Genomic DNA, 16,378 nt, shown 5'->3' on the forward strand with positions numbered 1-16,378 from the left:
AATAATGATGGCTATCTGGAAATATTCCGCTTGGGATGCAGTCATGTTTATATTAAGTATTTCGCATACGGTAGCCACGGTTACACTGGTCATGTATTGGGATCATTTCACTATTATGGGGTGGTTAGTCAACATTGTGCTTCTTACACTGATGACAACTTACAATATAATAGTGATATCGCATTTTTTCACCCATACTCCCTGGTTCGTTTCTCGTGTAATGAATATGTTTGTGTCGATATTGAATTCAATGAATATTGGGCAGTCTGTACAGTCTTATCACCTGTCCCATGTCCGTAATCACCACAAATATAATAATGATCGGGGAGTAGGTGAAAACGGACCTTTGGATACCTCTTCTACCTTTATAAATGGCGAGCATAGTACTCTTTGGTACTATTCTGTCCTTGGAGCAGCATCTACCTTTTATAATAGTTTTGTGCGTATGTGCTGGTCTCTATTTATCTGGCATAAACCACTTAGTAAAGCTGATAAAGGGTATGAAAAACTTCTTTCTAATGCCAGAACCAGTAAAATTAAAGAATTATGGCAATTGAGGTTAGATAGATTGTTCCAGGCGGGGTGGATTATTATCTTATTCACTCTGTCTTGGGAATGGGCTTTATTTTGTTATTTACCCTCTCTCTATTTTGCCTTTGTCCTGGTTAATATTCAAAACTACTACGAACATTATGGCGCACAGCCGGAGAACAGATTTGCAAACTCAGTGAGCTATTATGGACGTATCTATAATTTATTCATGTTTAATGATGGCTATCATCAAGAGCATCATATCTCAGGCGGCACCCATTGGAAGCTGTTACCTGATTTACGCAGGAAATATTCAACCCAGCTCGCTGCTCAGAAGAGGATTATTAGTCCGGTACCTGCGATATTAGGTTTTTTACATAGGCGTAGATCTCTGCTGCACAGAGCTATAAGGCAAAAATAATCCTAGTTAATCAGAACAGGTTTAATAGATAGCCCGATCAATTTACTATTGGGGAATCTGTTATGATACAAGAAGAATCCAGTATTAAAGGAACAAAGCTGGCAGAATCAGAATTTATTGTATACGAAACGTCGAACGATATATCAATGGATGCGGTTTATGACCTTTTGGATGGTCACCTTGCGGCTTGTCGGGTTCGTCATTTTCTTCCACCAGAACAAAGAAAGAGAATAATTGAGAATTTTTGGCGTTCTCCAGCTCGCATTCCCCGTTATGGTGGAGGTATTGATGGTGTTGAGGGGTATTTTATTGGGGCATCTCATATTGAAAAAGACACCCGTCAATATATAGAAGAAGCAGAAAATTTTCGTTCAGCAATTGATGAGATGTTTCAGGATACAATCAATCCAATGGATCATTTCATTAAACAAATAACTCATTTTAGTGGTAATAACTCACAGGCAATTCGTCCTGCCATGTATCATGGTGTTGCTGCGGGAAATGCAAAAATTTTGTATTGGAATAACTTCGGTGAATTTCTTTTATTACCTCATGATGATCTTGCACAACTGAGTGATCCACGCCAGAGTGATTTTGAGATCCAACAAATTAATCATGTCATGGCGGTAAATTTTTACGCTGACGTTCCCCAAAATGGGGGACAGTTAAAAGTATGGAATATTCAGCCTGATGATCAATCACGTAGTGCCCTTGGTTTAACTTACAGCGGTTTTCCATATCCATCTGAATTATTGGGAGATCATGCAAGTATGGTGATTAATATTGATGCGGGGGATTTGGTATTGCTGAATGGGAATTTAATCCATGCGGTACTGAATGGTAATGCTATCTTTTCACCGGAACGGCGTTTACTCGTGAGCTGTTTTATAGGATTACAGCAAAATGGTGATCTTATTTGGTGGACATAGACGTGTGCATGATATTGAAAATTGCTCACAAATATTTGACCATAGCGGAATATACATCTACATTTAAAAATGATTAATGTAAATGTTAAAGATACAGATTATGCCATTACTCGCATGCACACTGATTACGCTTACCTGGCTGGTATTAGCCAAAGCAAATGTGTGCATGCGTTTTGCTTTCGTTTCTCCTGTTGCTGCTCCACCTCCTTTATTATCCATAACCATGTAATATGTCGTCTCTGAGGGATGGTTAACATTCAACGTGTTGCCAGATTTAGCTGGCTGCGTTGGCTTGGGTACGTTAAATGTAAAACAGGTATGAATTCCTATGATTTCTAAAACTCAATGGATCTCTTATAGCTCGACCTTGCTTTTTGTCTTATTGTGGAGCAGTGGTGCGATTTTTTCTCGATGGGGACTTGATCACAGTACCGCATTTGCCATTCTCACGATGCGTTTTGCTATTGCGCTTATTTTTTTGATATTTCTGGGATTATTATTCAGGCGTAATGCTCATTGTCTGCCTGTACATGGGACACGCAAACAGATAGCTGGTACCGGTGTTTTATTAATTGGCGGCTATTCTATCTGTTATTTTTTTGCTTTGGATAACGGGATCACACCTGGCGTTCTGGCTACCGTGATGGGAATTCAACCGATTATCACACTGCTGGTGATTGAACGCCGTTTTTCGATTGTACGTTTAGCGGGTTTATTATTAGCGTTATTGGGCTTGATATTAGTGGTGTATCAAAGCCTTGTGTTGTCCCGGTTTTCCTTTGCGGGTATTACTTTTGCCTTAGCAGCATTAGCTTGTATGAGTTCTGGCGCGATTTTACAGAAACGAATTCATCAAGCTCCTTCTGCGGTTTTACCTCTGCAATATAGTGTCAGTTTACTGCTTTGTTTGTTGTTTGTTCCTTTCCAGCCTTTTGAATTTCAACTGGCGCCTGGCTTTATTATTTCATTATTATGGCTTGGGTTAGTGATTTCAGTTGTCGCTCAACTATTACTTTACCGGCTTATTCAAGGTGGTAATTTGGTGAATGTAACAAGTCTATTTTATCTCGTTCCTGGTGTTACCGCCGTAATGGATTATTTATTTTTGGGAAATGCATTACCGGCTCTCAGTCTGCTCGGTATGGTAGCTATCTTGTCAGGACTTGTATTAGTCTTTCGTACAAAGAAAATAGTTCTTTCCATTAAATAAAGTTGTGTTGCCGGGTATAAATTATCCCGGTAACAGCCATATCCTTTATTCCGTTATCAGTTATAAAATAATTTTCGGCATGAATTTATTAATCTGGAATTTCGCTGAAAAATCTCCCATTGCTTATCCTAAACAAGATCGCATCATTAATGTGAATGAAGAATAATTAATAGCTTATTCAAATCGATCTGGTAACCGGATGGTACTTCTTAAGTGCAGTTCACGTGCTACGAGGTCGCCTGACAATATAAACATTCTGTACGAAAAACGACTATCAGGCGACGCAGACATCCACGTCGCCTTTTAATGACTGCTCCTCGCCCAATTAGGCATAGGTATTTACATGAATAAAATGAGAGCTAACAAATCACATGGCCGCTTTAAAGATTGCAACAATTTCTTCATGGGTAGCCTCAACGGGATTAGTCAAACAACATATATCTTTCAAAGCATTAGTTGCCAACATGGGTAAATCTTCCAGTTTGACATTCAATTCCGCTAAACCCGACGGAATACCAATATCTTTTAATAAGTTACGAATTTCAGCAACACATGCCGCAGCTCCTTGCTGATCATTCATAGCGCTGACATCTATCCCCATCGCCGCGGCAATATCTTTCAAACGACCCGCAACCGCTTTGGCATTGAACTCTTGAACGTGTGGCAACAAAATGGCATTACATACCCCATGCGGCAAATTATAAGTACCACCCAATTGGTGAGACATGGCATGAACATATCCCAGTAATGCATTATTAAACGCCATACCCGCCAAGAATTGTGCATAGGCCATGTTTTCACGTGCTTCTATATTGTTCCCATCTGCGACTGCCTGGCGTAAAGAATGACTAATCATCGTGATCGCTTTCAGTGCGCAAGCATCGGTTATTGGATTGGACATTTTAGAGAGGTAAGCTTCAACCGCATGCGTCATTGCATCCATTCCAGTCGCTGCGGTTAAACTTTTCGGCATGCCCACCATTAATTCTGGATCATTCACAGACAAAACAGGTGTTATTTTCTTATCAGCAATGGCCATTTTAATGTGACATTCTGTATCAGTAATGACGCAGAAACGTGACATTTCTGACGCAGTACCCGCAGTCGTATTGATAGAGATTAATGGCAAATGCGGTTTAGATGAACAACCAATACCTACATAATCCCGGATATCTCCCCCATTAGCCGCGACCAATACGATGGCTTTTGCACAATCATGCGGCGAACCGCCACCTAAGGAAATAACACAATCGCTATTATGCTGATGCAGCATATCCAAACCTTCTTCAACATTAACTGTCGTCGGATTCGGATTAGTACCATCATAAACTGTACTCTCAATATCAACATCAGATAATAAAGATTGAACTTTCGCTACTGTTCCAATTTCATTTAAAACACGATCAGTCACAATCAGTGCCCGCTTGTAACCATCACTTTTCATTGCATTTACTGCTTCAACCAGACAGCCCACACCAAGCATATTTACTGACGGCATAAAAAAATTTGTAGTCATTATTGATAGTTCCTTAATATTAAAATAGTTTTATAATGAAAATATATAAAAATTAAAATTTAAAAATCACCTAATGGAACTACAGATCATTCTATTGCAACAAATATACATAATAGTTCTATTTAAACCACATAATTCAAAAAATATAAATATATACATCGGTAGAGTTATATGATGCTTATTAAAATAGATATTTGATAATTTTCCCTATTGGTAATATATGCAATTGGCAATATAATAAATACAATAATCGAGAAGATTAATATATCAATTCACCAAATTTTTACTTAGGAGTTTATTTTGTCCTCTAACGAAATATTTAACCGCCTGACCGCATTACTGGATAATCATCATGCCAGCTATCGGATAATGGAACATCCAACCGCCGGACGTTCTGAAGAGGTTGCAAAAATTCGTGGTACACAACTTGGACAAGGAGCAAAAGGATTAATTTGCCATGTTAAGGGAGAAGGATTTCGCCAATATGTACTCGCTGTACTGCCAGCGGATCAACAAGCAGACCTCTCTTTACTGGCAAAACAGATCGGCGGCAGCCGCGCCTCACTAGCAAGCCCCAAAGAAGTTTTTGAGCTGACTCAATGTGTGTTTGGCGCTATTCCACCTTTCAGTTTCCATCCAGCCCTGAAACTGGTTGCAGACCCTCTATTGTTTGAACGTTTTGATGAATTGGCGTTCAATGCCGGCAGCCTTGAACGCTCAGTGATTCTTAACACTCAAGATTATTTCCGAATTGCACAACCTGAATTAGTAATTTTTCGTCGGATAGAATAAATATCATTGCGAAAAATGATCTTTGTCAAAATAGCCTATAAAAGTAGGCTATTTCAGACTACTGAACTGTTTTTTTCCCATTTCCCTTCTAATCCTAAAAGTTCGTTTCACTATCGATAAGAATTTACGGGAATAATTCTGCATTATTATTAAACATATTCATTTAAGGTGGTAACTATCCCGCCTCCATAAATTTATATCACTAGATAAAATTATTATTGCTACATCATGTAAACATTAAATAGAGAGGTATAATTATCAAATACCATGAATATCTAATTATTCACTATTGAGTCATATACAAGAAATTATCAATTACATTAGGGGATAATTCCCTACCCCAATAAAGGTGTTTGTTGATAGGAATTTTCAATTATTTTTAATTTCAGAATCTTTATTTCAAATATCAGCATAAAATGACATGTCAATTATATTAATGTTATATTTGCAACAATTTAATATGCCTATTCATTATATTTTATTAAATACAAGACTCCACACTCACTGTATTCTCATATCGCTTTCAAAAAGAAAGATGACGTTTTTTCAAAATAAAGTTTAAGGAATAGAGAAATATGACTGATAAGTTAATTACAGGTGCAACTTTTTTCGATAGAAAATACTTTCTGGGTGAAGCGCACCATTATCCAGAAAATGATATTATTATTCCATTGCCTTATGATCTTAACGATAGATTCCGCTCAGTAAGAATTGGAACATTATCAAAAGTTTATGCATGGCGTCATCAGACCGATTGTGAACCCGGTCAACGCTATCGTGAATGGGAATATGATCATCCAGATATTGATAGAGAAATTAGAGGATTATCTAAGTTTAAAGTGGCGCCAAAAGATACCTGCCTGGTTGCATTAAGACTTATTGATGATACTTATTCAGGTATTAAATTCTCAATGTTCACGAATACACATTGCGTGGGTCCAGTTGAAACAACAACTGATGATGATTATGCGCTAGTTGGTATACTGCCATTTGAGACAGAGTTAGTCACTGCCATTGCAATAAGAAATACCAGTACTGGAGTATATATTAATAACGGATCATTCTATTTCTATCGTGATGCAAATGGTATTGTTACTATTGATGAGAAAGCTAACTTCCCTAAAAATCTCAGAATAGTTAATGTAGGTGGCAATCGTTTTGATATTCATATTATCAGTACCGAATTTTCTAACTAATCCGGTCATAATGTAACGATAATTAACCGTCGTTTTCAGACAGGCTACGTTCTGAAAATTTAAGCAGCACCGTTGCGGAATATCATTAGAAACCGCAACGGTGTATTCATTTCTACCAAGACAATAATTTTTTAACAATTAATTAGCCATTCACTATTATGAATCTTTTTTTCATAAAATTTATAACTAAAAAATCAAACAGTTTTTTAATTTAAAAAAATATTAAATTGAGATCCACTAGCAATAATGGTCACAAGCTATTTACTTTGAGATAAACACTTCCCTAACGATTAATCCTAAAAATTATATAAAACACAACAACTATATTATTACACATCCTATTCTAGATATTTTCATAATATTATTAATAAAAATCAATCTTATAACACCTATTAAAAATACTAAACATGAAAAATATTCACAATTAAATTGAATACTAAGCTTAATATACAATACTCACTAAAAGTATCAAATTTTCATATTTCAAGCAGTTAGTTTGGCTATATTTATATAATTATAAGGATATTATTCGGTACTTTTTAAACAGCTTTACTTTACGCATTTTTATGCTAATTTTAATATTAACCTATCGAATATTATTCCTTTTTTGACTGGATATATCGCATTAATACAACCAGGCATACTTCCAGCAAAGCATTACATAGGAGTTTATTAACAGAAACATTTTTTCTTGGCAACCTATATATTTACTTACATTAACTTTAAGGAGTAAAAAAATGATAAAAGAATTAATTACAGGCGTCACGTTTTTTGAAGAGAAAAACTATCAGGGTAAATCACATGATTACCCAGAGCTCGATAAAATTATCTCTCTCCCTTCCAACCTTAACGATAAATTCCGTTCAGTAAAAATCGGTAAATTATCAAAAGTCCATGCGTGGCGCCATTATAACGATCCAGAAAGCAAATATTATGAATGGGTAGTCGATAATCCAGATATCGATAGAGAAATTAGAGGGTTATCTAAATTCAGAATTATGCAGAAAGATACAAAACTGGTTGCACTAAGAGTTATCGATGATACTCATTCAGATACAAAATTCTCCATGACCGTTAAGATATTTAATGGAGAAGAACAAGAAACAATCGACGTTAACGCCACAACAGATGATAACTATATTGTCGTTAATGAACTATTGGTACAGAAAGAGATAGTCACTTCAATTTATGTAAGAAACGTCAACACCGGAGAATATATTGGTAACGGGTCATTCTATTTTTCTTATGATGCTATTGGCATTGCAACTATTGATGAAGGACTCAATTTCCCTAAGAACTTGAAATTGGTCCATGTAGGAAATAATCGTTTTGATTTTCACATTACCAGTACTGATCCTATTGCTTAATCCGGGATTAATGTGACAATCATCACTCTCAGATAAATCATATTCTGAAATTTAAGCTACGCCGTTGCGGTATATTTGTTAAAAAACCGCAACAGCGTATCCCAGACGATCACGGAAACTGAGACCGCATTACATCTAATATGGCCTCTCCACGCTCCTGGTCAATCGATAATAATCGGGCTTACTCCATCCATTCAGTATGGAAAATACCTTCTTTATCAGTACGCTTATAGGTATGAGCGCCAAAATAATCACGTTGAGCCTGAATTAAATTAGCGGGCAATACAGCAGAACGATAACTATCGTAGTAAGAAATAGCAGCAGAGAACGTGGGGGTTGGGATACCATTCTGCACCCCATACGACACGACATCACGCAGCGCTTGCTGATATTCATCAGCAATTTTCTTAAAGTAAGGCGCTAGCAGTAGGTTAGCAATATCCGCATTTTCGTTATATGCGTCAGTAATTTTTTGCAGGAATTGAGCGCGAATAATACAACCCGCGCGGAAAATCCCAGCAATCTCACCGTAATTGAGATCCCATTGGTACTCATCAGACGCCGCTTTCAATTGCTGAAAACCCTGAGCATAAGAGACAATTTTACCCAAATAAAGCGCACGGCGAACTTTCTCAATAAATTCAGCCTTATCACCTTTAAATGGCTGTGCTTCCGGCCCGCTCAACACTTTAGCCGCAGCAACTCGTTGATCTTTTAGAGAAGAAATATAACGTGCAAATACCGATTCTGTGATCAACGTCACTGGAATACCTAAATCCAGAGAGCTCTGGCTGGTCCACTTACCCGTACCTTTATTTGCTGCTTCATCCAAAATCACATCAACCAAATATTGGCCTGTTTCATCTTTCTTACGGAAAATATCAGCCGTGATTTCAATCAAATAGCTGCTCAACTCGCCATTATTCCAGTCAGTGAAAATTTCAGACAATTCTTCATTGCTCAGATTTAGGGCATTCTTCAATAAAGAATAGGCTTCAGCAATGAGCTGCATATCACCGTATTCAATGCCATTGTGAACCATTTTCACATAATGGCCGGCGCCATCCGGTCCAATATAGGCCACACAAGGTTCACCTTCCGCTTTAGCCGCAATCTCTTGCAGAATTGGCGCAACCAATTCATATGCCTCTTTCTGGCCGCCAGGCATAATAGATGGTCCTTTCAATGCCCCTTCTTCACCACCGGAAACCCCGGTGCCAATAAAATTAAAACCCTGGGCAGAAAGCTCTCGATTACGACGGATAGTATCCTGAAAATAGGTATTACCCCCATCAATCAAAATATCACCTTTATCCAGATGTGGAGCCAGTGAAGCAATAGTTTTATCAGTTGCTTCGCCAGCCTTAACCATTAGCAGAATGCGACGCGGTTTTTCCAGTGAATCGACAAATTCTTCGATAGTGTAACTTGGAACTAATTTCTTCCCCGGATTTTCGGCGATCACTTCGTCAGTTTTATCACTTGAACGGTTAAATATAGATACGGAATAACCACGGCTCTCAATATTTAATGCCAGGTTACGCCCCATCACCGCCATACCGACAACACCAATCTGCTGCTTGGACATGAATAACTCCTGTCTGATGATAATTTTGCTCACCATTAATAATTAGTGCGCAATTTGTTAATGTGATCACATGTTAACTCAGGATGAGTCCTATTGGATAGTTATTGGCGCCATCGATACTGCTACACCTCATTTTTTGGAAAAAACTTCCTCATATGAAAAATCAACTATTGAAATTTGATGAGTCAATGCCCATTATTCATTATTCGGCATGAGCCGTCATATTAAAAGGTAAAAAAAACTGTATGGAATGGATCGCTGATCCGACGATATGGGCAGGACTGGTTACTCTTATCGTTCTAGAAATTGTCCTCGGAATCGACAACTTGGTCTTTATTGCCATTCTGGCAGATAAACTTCCTGAAAAACAAAGAGACAAAGCAAGAATTACAGGTCTAAGTTGTGCGTTACTGATGCGTATCGTACTGCTTTTTAGTCTTTCCTGGCTGATAACGCTAACTCATCCATTAATTACGCTTTGGGAACATCCATTTAGCGCCCGCGACCTGATTATGCTGTTAGGCGGTCTTTTCTTACTGTTTAAAGCGACAATGGAGCTCAATGAACGGCTGGAAGGTAAAGATATCCATTCAGGACAACAACGTAAAACATCTAAATTTTGGACAGTTGTCGTTCAGATAATTGTCCTTGACGCTGTATTCTCACTAGATTCGGTGGTTACTGCTGTTGGTATGGTAGACAACATCGGTATCATGATCGCGGCAGTCACCATTGCGATGTTCCTGATGATACTGGCAAGTAAACCGTTGACCACTTTCGTTAATGCTCACCCGACTATCGTTATTCTCTGTTTGAGCTTCTTGTTGATGATCGGTTTCAGTCTGGTAGCCGAAGGTTTTGGTTATCACATCCCCAAAGGTTACTTGTACGCCGCTATCGGCTTCTCCATTATGATTGAATCCTTAAACCAATTTGCTCAGTTTAACCGCCGCAGATTTCTTACTGCTTCCCGTTCACTACGTGAAAGAACAGCGGAAGCCGTTTTACGTATCCTTAGTGGTAAGCATGAAAAGGCAGAATTGGACAATCATACATCCAATCTGATTTCTGATAATCAGGAAGTGTTTGATCCACAAGAACGTCAAATGATTGCCAGAGTTCTGGGCATGGCGCAGCGTAACGTTAACAGTATCATGACTTCCCGTCACGACGTGGAATACCTTGATATTCATGCGCCAACCGAAAATCTGACGCAAATACTGAGTAAAAGTCCTCATACACGCATTGTGGTAACAGACGAAAATATCAGTGACGAACCATTAGGTGTTGTTCATGTTATTGATTTATTGAATCAACAACTCAACCAACAGCCTTTTGATTTACACTCGCTGATAAAACAACCGCTGATTTTCCCTGAACAGCTTTCACTACTCCAAGCATTGGAGCAGTTCCGCCAAGCACAAACTCACTTCGCATTTGTTGTCGACGAATTTGGTTCTGTGGAAGGTGTGGTGACTTTGACCGACGTAATGGAAACTATCGCCGGTAATTTGCCGGTAGACGGCGAAGAAACTGATGCCCGCCATGATATTCAAGCGACTGAAAATGGCGGCTGGATTGCCAATGGTTATATGCCGCTGGATGATTTGATCCTTTATGTCCCTTTGCAATTGGACGAAAAGCGTGAATATCAAACCTTGGCAGGTTTGTTGATGGAACATTCACAACATATTCCACAACAAGGTGAACAATTACAGATTGATAATTATCTGTTTGAACCGCTGGAAGTGACCAGTCACCGAATTAATAAGGTAAAAATTACTCCTCTGGCGTCAGAGGAAGAAAATAAAGAATAACTCTGTGTTATTGATCACTAATCGTATTTGCCATCACTGAGTTTTTCCTCTGAAACAAAAAAAAGCCCGGTCAGTTTAAACTGTACCGGGATTTTTTAAATGAATTAAAAGAAATAGAAATCTGTTATAAGTCAAGCAATGCTGTGGCAAGAAACTTTTACGCCAGTTTTGGCTTTGTTGAAGTCGGCATAAGTGAAGAAAATGAAGAGATGTTAGCAATTATTAAAATTTAACTCACAATCGCAAACCCACCTTTGTACTGAAATTGACTGCTCAGGCAACTATGCTTAGACAACTATAAGCATTCATTTAAACATTTGATTAAGCATAATAATCAACTGTCAGAATTGAGCGGTCAAATCAGGCATGAGTTAATACAGCTAATTACTGCTACGTTCAACCCAATCGTTAATAACTTGTTTTACCTTGCCCTCTAACTCATTACGTAGCAGTTGCTCAATATCCAAGTTGTATTGCAGATTACTCCAATTACCGTAAACCCGCAGCGGTACTTTCATTTTTCGCAGACGACTAACCAATTCATTATCCTTGCCCCATCCTTGTGTTATCTGTACTTTTAAAGCGACATCAACATTTTGTTTAAGTAGATTAGCCTTACCTTGTCCATCAATATTTAGCAGATCGGATACCGCATGAAGTCGGCTGATTTTTATATCACCTCGATTCAGTACCGCTTTAACATCAAGCTTTTTGGCACGGGTAAAGTCATCCATATTATCAGGGATATTCACTTTATCCGTTGCACGAGCAACGGATTGCTGGATTAATTGGGGGATATTTAATCCATACATTTTGGCATTAACTAAACTGAAATTAAGATCACCCTGCCAAATATGCGAAATAGCATAACCATCATATCCTTTACCAGAAAGATCCCCATTCAGATTGAATTTACCACTAAATGCCGGTGGTAAAGAAAACGCTTTGAGTACCGGCTCCAGCTCTATATTCCTCAGTAAAGGTTTTGCGTGTAACTTAAGTTGATTACCCGTTGCATCTAAAAAAATCGGAATAGAGAAATCACCACCAAATAATTTGCCATTCAGCGTAGAAATTTCAGCGATACCACTATTACTTGTCGCTTTCAATATCAGATTATCGATCTCCATTCCTCGATAAACAAATTTATCCGCATTAATAGTCACATTAGCATTAAAATCATTTAGAAATGCAGCGTTATAATCAGGCTGAGCAGGGCTTGAAACGGCGATCACAGGTTTAGCTGAACTATTCTCCATCCGGTAATAACGCTTAACCTCTGAGCCTTCTTTAGAAAGCAAGTCCCATCCCATCAGATTATCTAAATTCAGTTTTTGGGAAGATAAATCTATTTGATAATCCGCGTGAGCCCCCAACATTGCTTTTATACTGCCGTGCAGTTCACTCTCATTAGCCGTGAAACTTAGCGTCTGTAAAGAAATTATTTGCGGTCCATCTGCCGTCTCTTTTTGATAAACAGCATGTACTTTTCCTGAACCACTAATTCCTCCCGTAGGTATACCTGCGCCCTGGAGTTGATAATCAAAAGAGTCAATATTGCCAGCAACACGATAGGGATAATCAGTAATATCGACATCAGCGCTAAGATTAAAAGCCAAGTCTTGCTGATTCTTACTGACTTTGCTACTTAACTCCACGCTGATATGGTTTTGGTTATCCCGCGCCATAAGCAGATTAATATCGCGGACATTTAACTGATCATGCTCACCACGCTGCCAAATGAGCAAACTATCTGCGACTTTAATTCTGGCGATATCAAGCTTCCAACCCTCATCCTTCGCAACAGGATTGGCTGTACTCCCTGTTGGCGCAATAGGAGTATTCTCTTTTTTCTGAGGCTGACTCTCCGGGGTGACTCTCAATATCGCCCCTTTCAACATCACCTCTTTAACGGCAAGCTGATGAGAAAGAAGCGGCCACAACTCCACATCAAGACGCATATTTTCCGCCGTCACTGTTGGCTGCGCCGCTCCTGGCGCCGTTAATGACATACGCCCGGAAATGATGCTCAGTTTTGGCCAGACATGCCAGCGCATACCATCTTGCAGGACGAGTTGGTAGCCGCTCTTCTTTTGCACCTGCTTGACCATATAAGCACGAAAGTCATTCGGATTTACTAACATGACTAATGCTGCCAGACCGGTAATAATTACAACCAGCAAAATAATCAGTGTCGTCAGTAATCTCTTCATGACTTCCTCAGCTTTTTTTGTCAAAAACAGTCAATGCAACTCAACAACCGATAAAAATATTAATCTTCATCAATACGGCTACCCACCGCACCTTGTTGGTTTTTATATTTCGCATCTTGACGACGGTTATATGGACGGTCAGCGGAACCAGACAATGGCTCAAAACTCAAAGCCCCAATGACCATACCCGGACGTAACGCCAGAGGCAATTTACCGGAGTTATAGAATTCGAGAACAATCTGACCATGCCAGCCCGGATCAATCCGGTGTGCTGTCACATGCACCATCAGCCCAAGGCGAGCAAGAGAAGAACGGCCATCAAGCCAGCCCACCAAATCGTCTGGCAATGTGACGGATTCCAGCGTAACAGCCAGTGCCAACTCGCCAGGATGGAGGAAAAAAACCTCATCGTCAGACAGGATAATTTCATCACTCATCACGCGATCAAGCGCAGCGCTGACCTCATCTTTCGGACCACTCAAATCAATATATGCCGCAGTATGACCACAGAAAACACGAAACTGATTCCCAAGGCGCACATCAGCAGTTGCCCCGTTAATGCGTTCAATCGGCGGACGTGGAGCAATGACCAATTTACCTTCATCAAGCCATTTAATAATGTCGCGGTCACAGAGTCGCATTATTTCCTCTCAAATACGATGATGCTTATCAATGTCTGACAAGCAAAGTTTTATTATTCGCAGAACTGACCAATTTTGGCTTTCAATATATCAATCGCTACTCGGTTTTTACCTCCGCGCGGTACAATAATATCTGCATATTGCTTTGATGGTTCAATAAATTGCAGAAACATTGGGCGCACAGTTTTATGATATTGCTCAATAACCGAATCCAGAGAGCGTCCCCGTTCATGTACATCCCGTTTAATACGACGCATAAGGCAAATATCCAGCGGCGTATCAACAAAAATAGAGAAATCCATCTCCTGACGCAAGCGCTTATCAGTCAATAACAGAATACCCTCCAGAATAATAACCCTTTTCGGTGCAAAATGAATCGCTTCTGGTTTACGAGTATGAGCAACATAATCGTATTGCGGTAATTCAATTGATTCACCCATTTTCAGCGCTTGCAGGTGAGAAAACAGCAGATTGTGATCCATTGAGCTTGGATGGTCATAATTAGTCTTATAACGCTCTTCCATTGATAGATTGCTCTGATCTTTATAATAGCAATCCTCTGGTATAATACCGATATTGTGATCACCAACCTGAGCGCGTAATTCACGATAAAGTGTATTAGCAATGAGACTTTTACCTGAGGCAGATGCACCGGAAATTCCTACAATTGTGCACTGATATGCTTCGTCAGCCATAATAGCGATAACCTGATTCTAGAAAAAAATGGGAACAAAGCACTTATGAGCGCTAAGTTTGGCGAGATTATAGGGAGTTAATGGTATCTGTTCCAGTGTAAACGAGATAAGTCTCATTTTTTTCGAGGCGTTTCGCATAAAAACCATGTAACGAAGGAAATCCTAACAAGAGAAATCGGGCAAGCATACTTCTCGCCATGCAAAATTTCTCCATACAAAATCTCCCCATATAAAAAGCGGGCAATGAAAGCATCCACCACCCGTTATCATCAATCAACTACCCGCATTAAACAGCACGGAACGAAATTTCTGTTGGTATCTTCTCACCTTGCCAATACATCTGAGCTGAAATATTTGCTGCAATTTCGCGATAAATATCGGTAAATTCACTATCAGGATTACTGATAACCGTTGGCTGACCACGATCAAGATCTTCACGCAGTGAAATATGCAGAGGGATTTGTCCCAATAATTTACAGTGATATTTAGCAGCTAATGTTTCTGCTCCACCCGTACCAAAAATAGGTTCCAAATGACCACAATTGCCGCAAATATGTACACTCATATTTTCAACAATACCCAGTACCGGTACCTTCACTTTCTGGAACATGACAATACCTTTCATTGCATCAATTAAGGCAATATCCTGAGGCGTTGTTACCACCAGCGCCCCCGTTACCGGGATGTTCTGTGACAAAGTGAGCTGAATATCACCGGTTCCTGGCGGCATATCGATAACCAGATAATCAAGATCCGGCCATAATGTATCCTGTAACATCTGCATCAATGCTTTGCTAGCCATCGGACCACGCCACACCATTGCATTATCATCCGTTACTAAATAACCAATAGAGTTAGTGGCAAGACCATGCGTCATAATCGGCGCCATATGCTGTCCGTCCGGGGAAGTCGGCCGCTCTTTGGAAGTTCCCAACATACTCGGAACAGAAGGGCCGTAGATATCGGCATCCAGAATACCAACTTTTGCCCCCTCCTGAGCTAACGCCAACGCTAGGTTTACGGCAGTGCTGGATTTACCCACCCCGCCTTTACCCGAGCTGACAGCCAAAATATTACGGACGCCATTAATTCCCGGCAGATCATTAGCGCGACGTAATGTGCTGATATCATGGATCAATTTCCACGCCACCGATTTTGCGCCGGTTACCGCCCGTAATGTTTCCGTTGTCGCTTCTTTCAATGCTTCAAACCCACGCTTCCAGACAAACGGCATGAGCAACTCAATATGCAAGACGCCATCAAGCATCGTACAGTGATGTAAAGCCTTCAACGTTATCAAATCACGTTCTAGCGTCGGATGGGTAAAAGCAGCAAGTATTTTTGTTACCTGAGATTTCAGCAGGTCAGGATTGGTCTGCTCGGGGGATTGTGAGTTCATCCCGGCTCCTTTGATGATTATCAATTAGCGAAAAACCATCTTGCCATAATAACAGAACCCAAT

At 39.6% G+C, this 16,378-nt stretch carries 14 protein-coding genes; 8 read left to right on the forward strand and 6 right to left on the reverse strand.

Annotation, left to right across the window (positions count from 1 at the left end; genetic code table 11):
- Positions 1–7: 7 nt before the first annotated feature.
- The 4 genes from TI10_RS11135 (at position 8) to TI10_RS11145 (ending at position 3,091) form a co-directional block, all read left to right on the forward strand.
- Positions 8–952 carry a fatty acid desaturase family protein gene (locus TI10_RS11135; RefSeq protein ID WP_049583428.1) on the forward strand — a complete coding sequence of 315 codons (945 nt, stop codon included), beginning with the start codon at positions 8–10 and terminating at the stop codon, positions 950–952.
- 62 nt (positions 953–1,014) lie between these two features.
- On the forward strand, positions 1,015–1,881 hold the full coding sequence (locus TI10_RS11140) for a 2OG-Fe(II)-dependent halogenase WelO5 family protein (RefSeq protein ID WP_175445343.1): 867 nt from the start codon (positions 1,015–1,017) through the stop codon (positions 1,879–1,881).
- An 82-nt stretch (positions 1,882–1,963) separates the two neighbouring features.
- Complete coding sequence (locus TI10_RS25005) at positions 1,964–2,110, forward strand: hypothetical protein (RefSeq protein ID WP_155416476.1); 147 nt, start codon at positions 1,964–1,966, stop codon at positions 2,108–2,110.
- 99 nt (positions 2,111–2,209) lie between these two features.
- The gene (locus TI10_RS11145; protein WP_049583429.1) at positions 2,210–3,091 is read left to right on the forward strand and encodes a DMT family transporter; all 882 of its coding nucleotides are present in this window, start codon (positions 2,210–2,212) and stop codon (positions 3,089–3,091) included.
- Positions 3,092–3,458: 367 nt separating this feature from the next.
- Here the strand turns inward: TI10_RS11145 and yiaY are convergent, their stop codons facing one another.
- Positions 3,459–4,610, reverse strand: a complete 1,152-nt coding sequence (gene yiaY, locus TI10_RS11150) for an L-threonine dehydrogenase (RefSeq protein ID WP_139180526.1) — start codon at positions 4,608–4,610, stop codon at positions 3,459–3,461.
- A 297-nt stretch (positions 4,611–4,907) separates the two neighbouring features.
- Between yiaY and TI10_RS11155 the strand changes: the two genes are divergently transcribed.
- The 3 genes from TI10_RS11155 to TI10_RS11165 all read left to right on the forward strand — a co-directional run bounded on the left by TI10_RS11155 (position 4,908) and on the right by TI10_RS11165 (position 7,962).
- Positions 4,908–5,399 (forward strand): YbaK/prolyl-tRNA synthetase associated domain-containing protein, encoded by a 492-nt coding sequence (locus tag TI10_RS11155; RefSeq protein ID WP_049583431.1) that lies wholly within the window; start codon positions 4,908–4,910, stop codon positions 5,397–5,399.
- Positions 5,400–5,974: 575 nt separating this feature from the next.
- A complete protein-coding gene (locus tag TI10_RS11160) occupies positions 5,975–6,595 on the forward strand; it encodes a beta/gamma crystallin domain-containing protein (protein ID WP_049583432.1) in 621 nt (206 codons plus the stop codon).
- A gap of 737 nt (positions 6,596–7,332) precedes the next feature.
- Positions 7,333–7,962: a beta/gamma crystallin domain-containing protein gene (locus TI10_RS11165; RefSeq protein WP_049583433.1), complete on the forward strand. Its 630-nt coding sequence runs from the start codon at positions 7,333–7,335 to the stop codon at positions 7,960–7,962.
- Positions 7,963–8,143: 181 nt separating this feature from the next.
- Here TI10_RS11165 and gndA read toward each other — a convergent pair whose 3' ends face one another.
- The gene (gene gndA / locus TI10_RS11170) at positions 8,144–9,550 is read right to left on the reverse strand and encodes an NADP-dependent phosphogluconate dehydrogenase (RefSeq protein ID WP_049583434.1); all 1,407 of its coding nucleotides are present in this window, start codon (positions 9,548–9,550) and stop codon (positions 8,144–8,146) included.
- Between the two features lie 245 nt (positions 9,551–9,795).
- Here gndA and TI10_RS11175 point away from each other — a divergent pair, with 245 nt between their 5' ends.
- Positions 9,796–11,367 carry a TerC family protein gene (locus TI10_RS11175; RefSeq protein ID WP_049583435.1) on the forward strand — a complete coding sequence of 524 codons (1,572 nt, stop codon included), beginning with the start codon at positions 9,796–9,798 and terminating at the stop codon, positions 11,365–11,367.
- Between the two features lie 380 nt (positions 11,368–11,747).
- Here TI10_RS11175 and asmA read toward each other — a convergent pair whose 3' ends face one another.
- From asmA to apbC, 4 genes are all read right to left on the reverse strand, one after another.
- Positions 11,748–13,580, reverse strand: coding sequence for an outer membrane assembly protein AsmA (gene asmA, locus TI10_RS11180; RefSeq protein ID WP_049583436.1), 1,833 nt, complete (start codon positions 13,578–13,580; stop codon positions 11,748–11,750).
- A 59-nt stretch (positions 13,581–13,639) separates the two neighbouring features.
- Positions 13,640–14,221, reverse strand: coding sequence for a dCTP deaminase (gene dcd / locus TI10_RS11185; protein WP_036777925.1), 582 nt, complete (start codon positions 14,219–14,221; stop codon positions 13,640–13,642).
- A gap of 53 nt (positions 14,222–14,274) precedes the next feature.
- Positions 14,275–14,916, reverse strand: a complete 642-nt coding sequence (udk, locus tag TI10_RS11190; protein ID WP_036777923.1) for a uridine kinase — start codon at positions 14,914–14,916, stop codon at positions 14,275–14,277.
- 286 nt (positions 14,917–15,202) lie between these two features.
- Positions 15,203–16,315, reverse strand: coding sequence for an iron-sulfur cluster carrier protein ApbC (gene apbC, locus TI10_RS11195; RefSeq protein WP_049583438.1), 1,113 nt, complete (start codon positions 16,313–16,315; stop codon positions 15,203–15,205).
- Positions 16,316–16,378: the final 63 nt, after the last annotated feature.

Source organism: Photorhabdus luminescens subsp. luminescens (genome assembly GCF_001083805.1).
Classification (GTDB): Bacteria; Pseudomonadota; Gammaproteobacteria; order Enterobacterales; family Enterobacteriaceae; genus Photorhabdus; species Photorhabdus luminescens.

What these genes read in the sequence shown, in the direction of transcription:
- udk (WP_036777923.1), bottom strand. Translation starts at nt 14,916, where the DNA reads ATGGCTGACGAAGCATATCAGTGCACAATTGTAGGAATTTCCGGTGCA.
- TI10_RS11165 (WP_049583433.1), top strand. Translation starts at nt 7,333, where the DNA reads ATGATAAAAGAATTAATTACAGGCGTCACGTTTTTTGAAGAGAAAAAC.
- TI10_RS11140 (WP_175445343.1), top strand. Translation starts at nt 1,015, where the DNA reads ATGATACAAGAAGAATCCAGTATTAAAGGAACAAAGCTGGCAGAATCA.
- TI10_RS11135 (WP_049583428.1), top strand. Translation starts at nt 8, where the DNA reads ATGGCTATCTGGAAATATTCCGCTTGGGATGCAGTCATGTTTATATTA.
- apbC (WP_049583438.1), bottom strand. Translation starts at nt 16,315, where the DNA reads ATGAACTCACAATCCCCCGAGCAGACCAATCCTGACCTGCTGAAATCT.
- TI10_RS11145 (WP_049583429.1), top strand. Translation starts at nt 2,210, where the DNA reads ATGATTTCTAAAACTCAATGGATCTCTTATAGCTCGACCTTGCTTTTT.
- gndA (WP_049583434.1), bottom strand. Translation starts at nt 9,550, where the DNA reads ATGTCCAAGCAGCAGATTGGTGTTGTCGGTATGGCGGTGATGGGGCGT.
- TI10_RS11160 (WP_049583432.1), top strand. Translation starts at nt 5,975, where the DNA reads ATGACTGATAAGTTAATTACAGGTGCAACTTTTTTCGATAGAAAATAC.
- dcd (WP_036777925.1), bottom strand. Translation starts at nt 14,221, where the DNA reads ATGCGACTCTGTGACCGCGACATTATTAAATGGCTTGATGAAGGTAAA.
- TI10_RS25005 (WP_155416476.1), top strand. Translation starts at nt 1,964, where the DNA reads ATGTTAAAGATACAGATTATGCCATTACTCGCATGCACACTGATTACG.
- asmA (WP_049583436.1), bottom strand. Translation starts at nt 13,580, where the DNA reads ATGAAGAGATTACTGACGACACTGATTATTTTGCTGGTTGTAATTATT.
- TI10_RS11175 (WP_049583435.1), top strand. Translation starts at nt 9,796, where the DNA reads ATGGAATGGATCGCTGATCCGACGATATGGGCAGGACTGGTTACTCTT.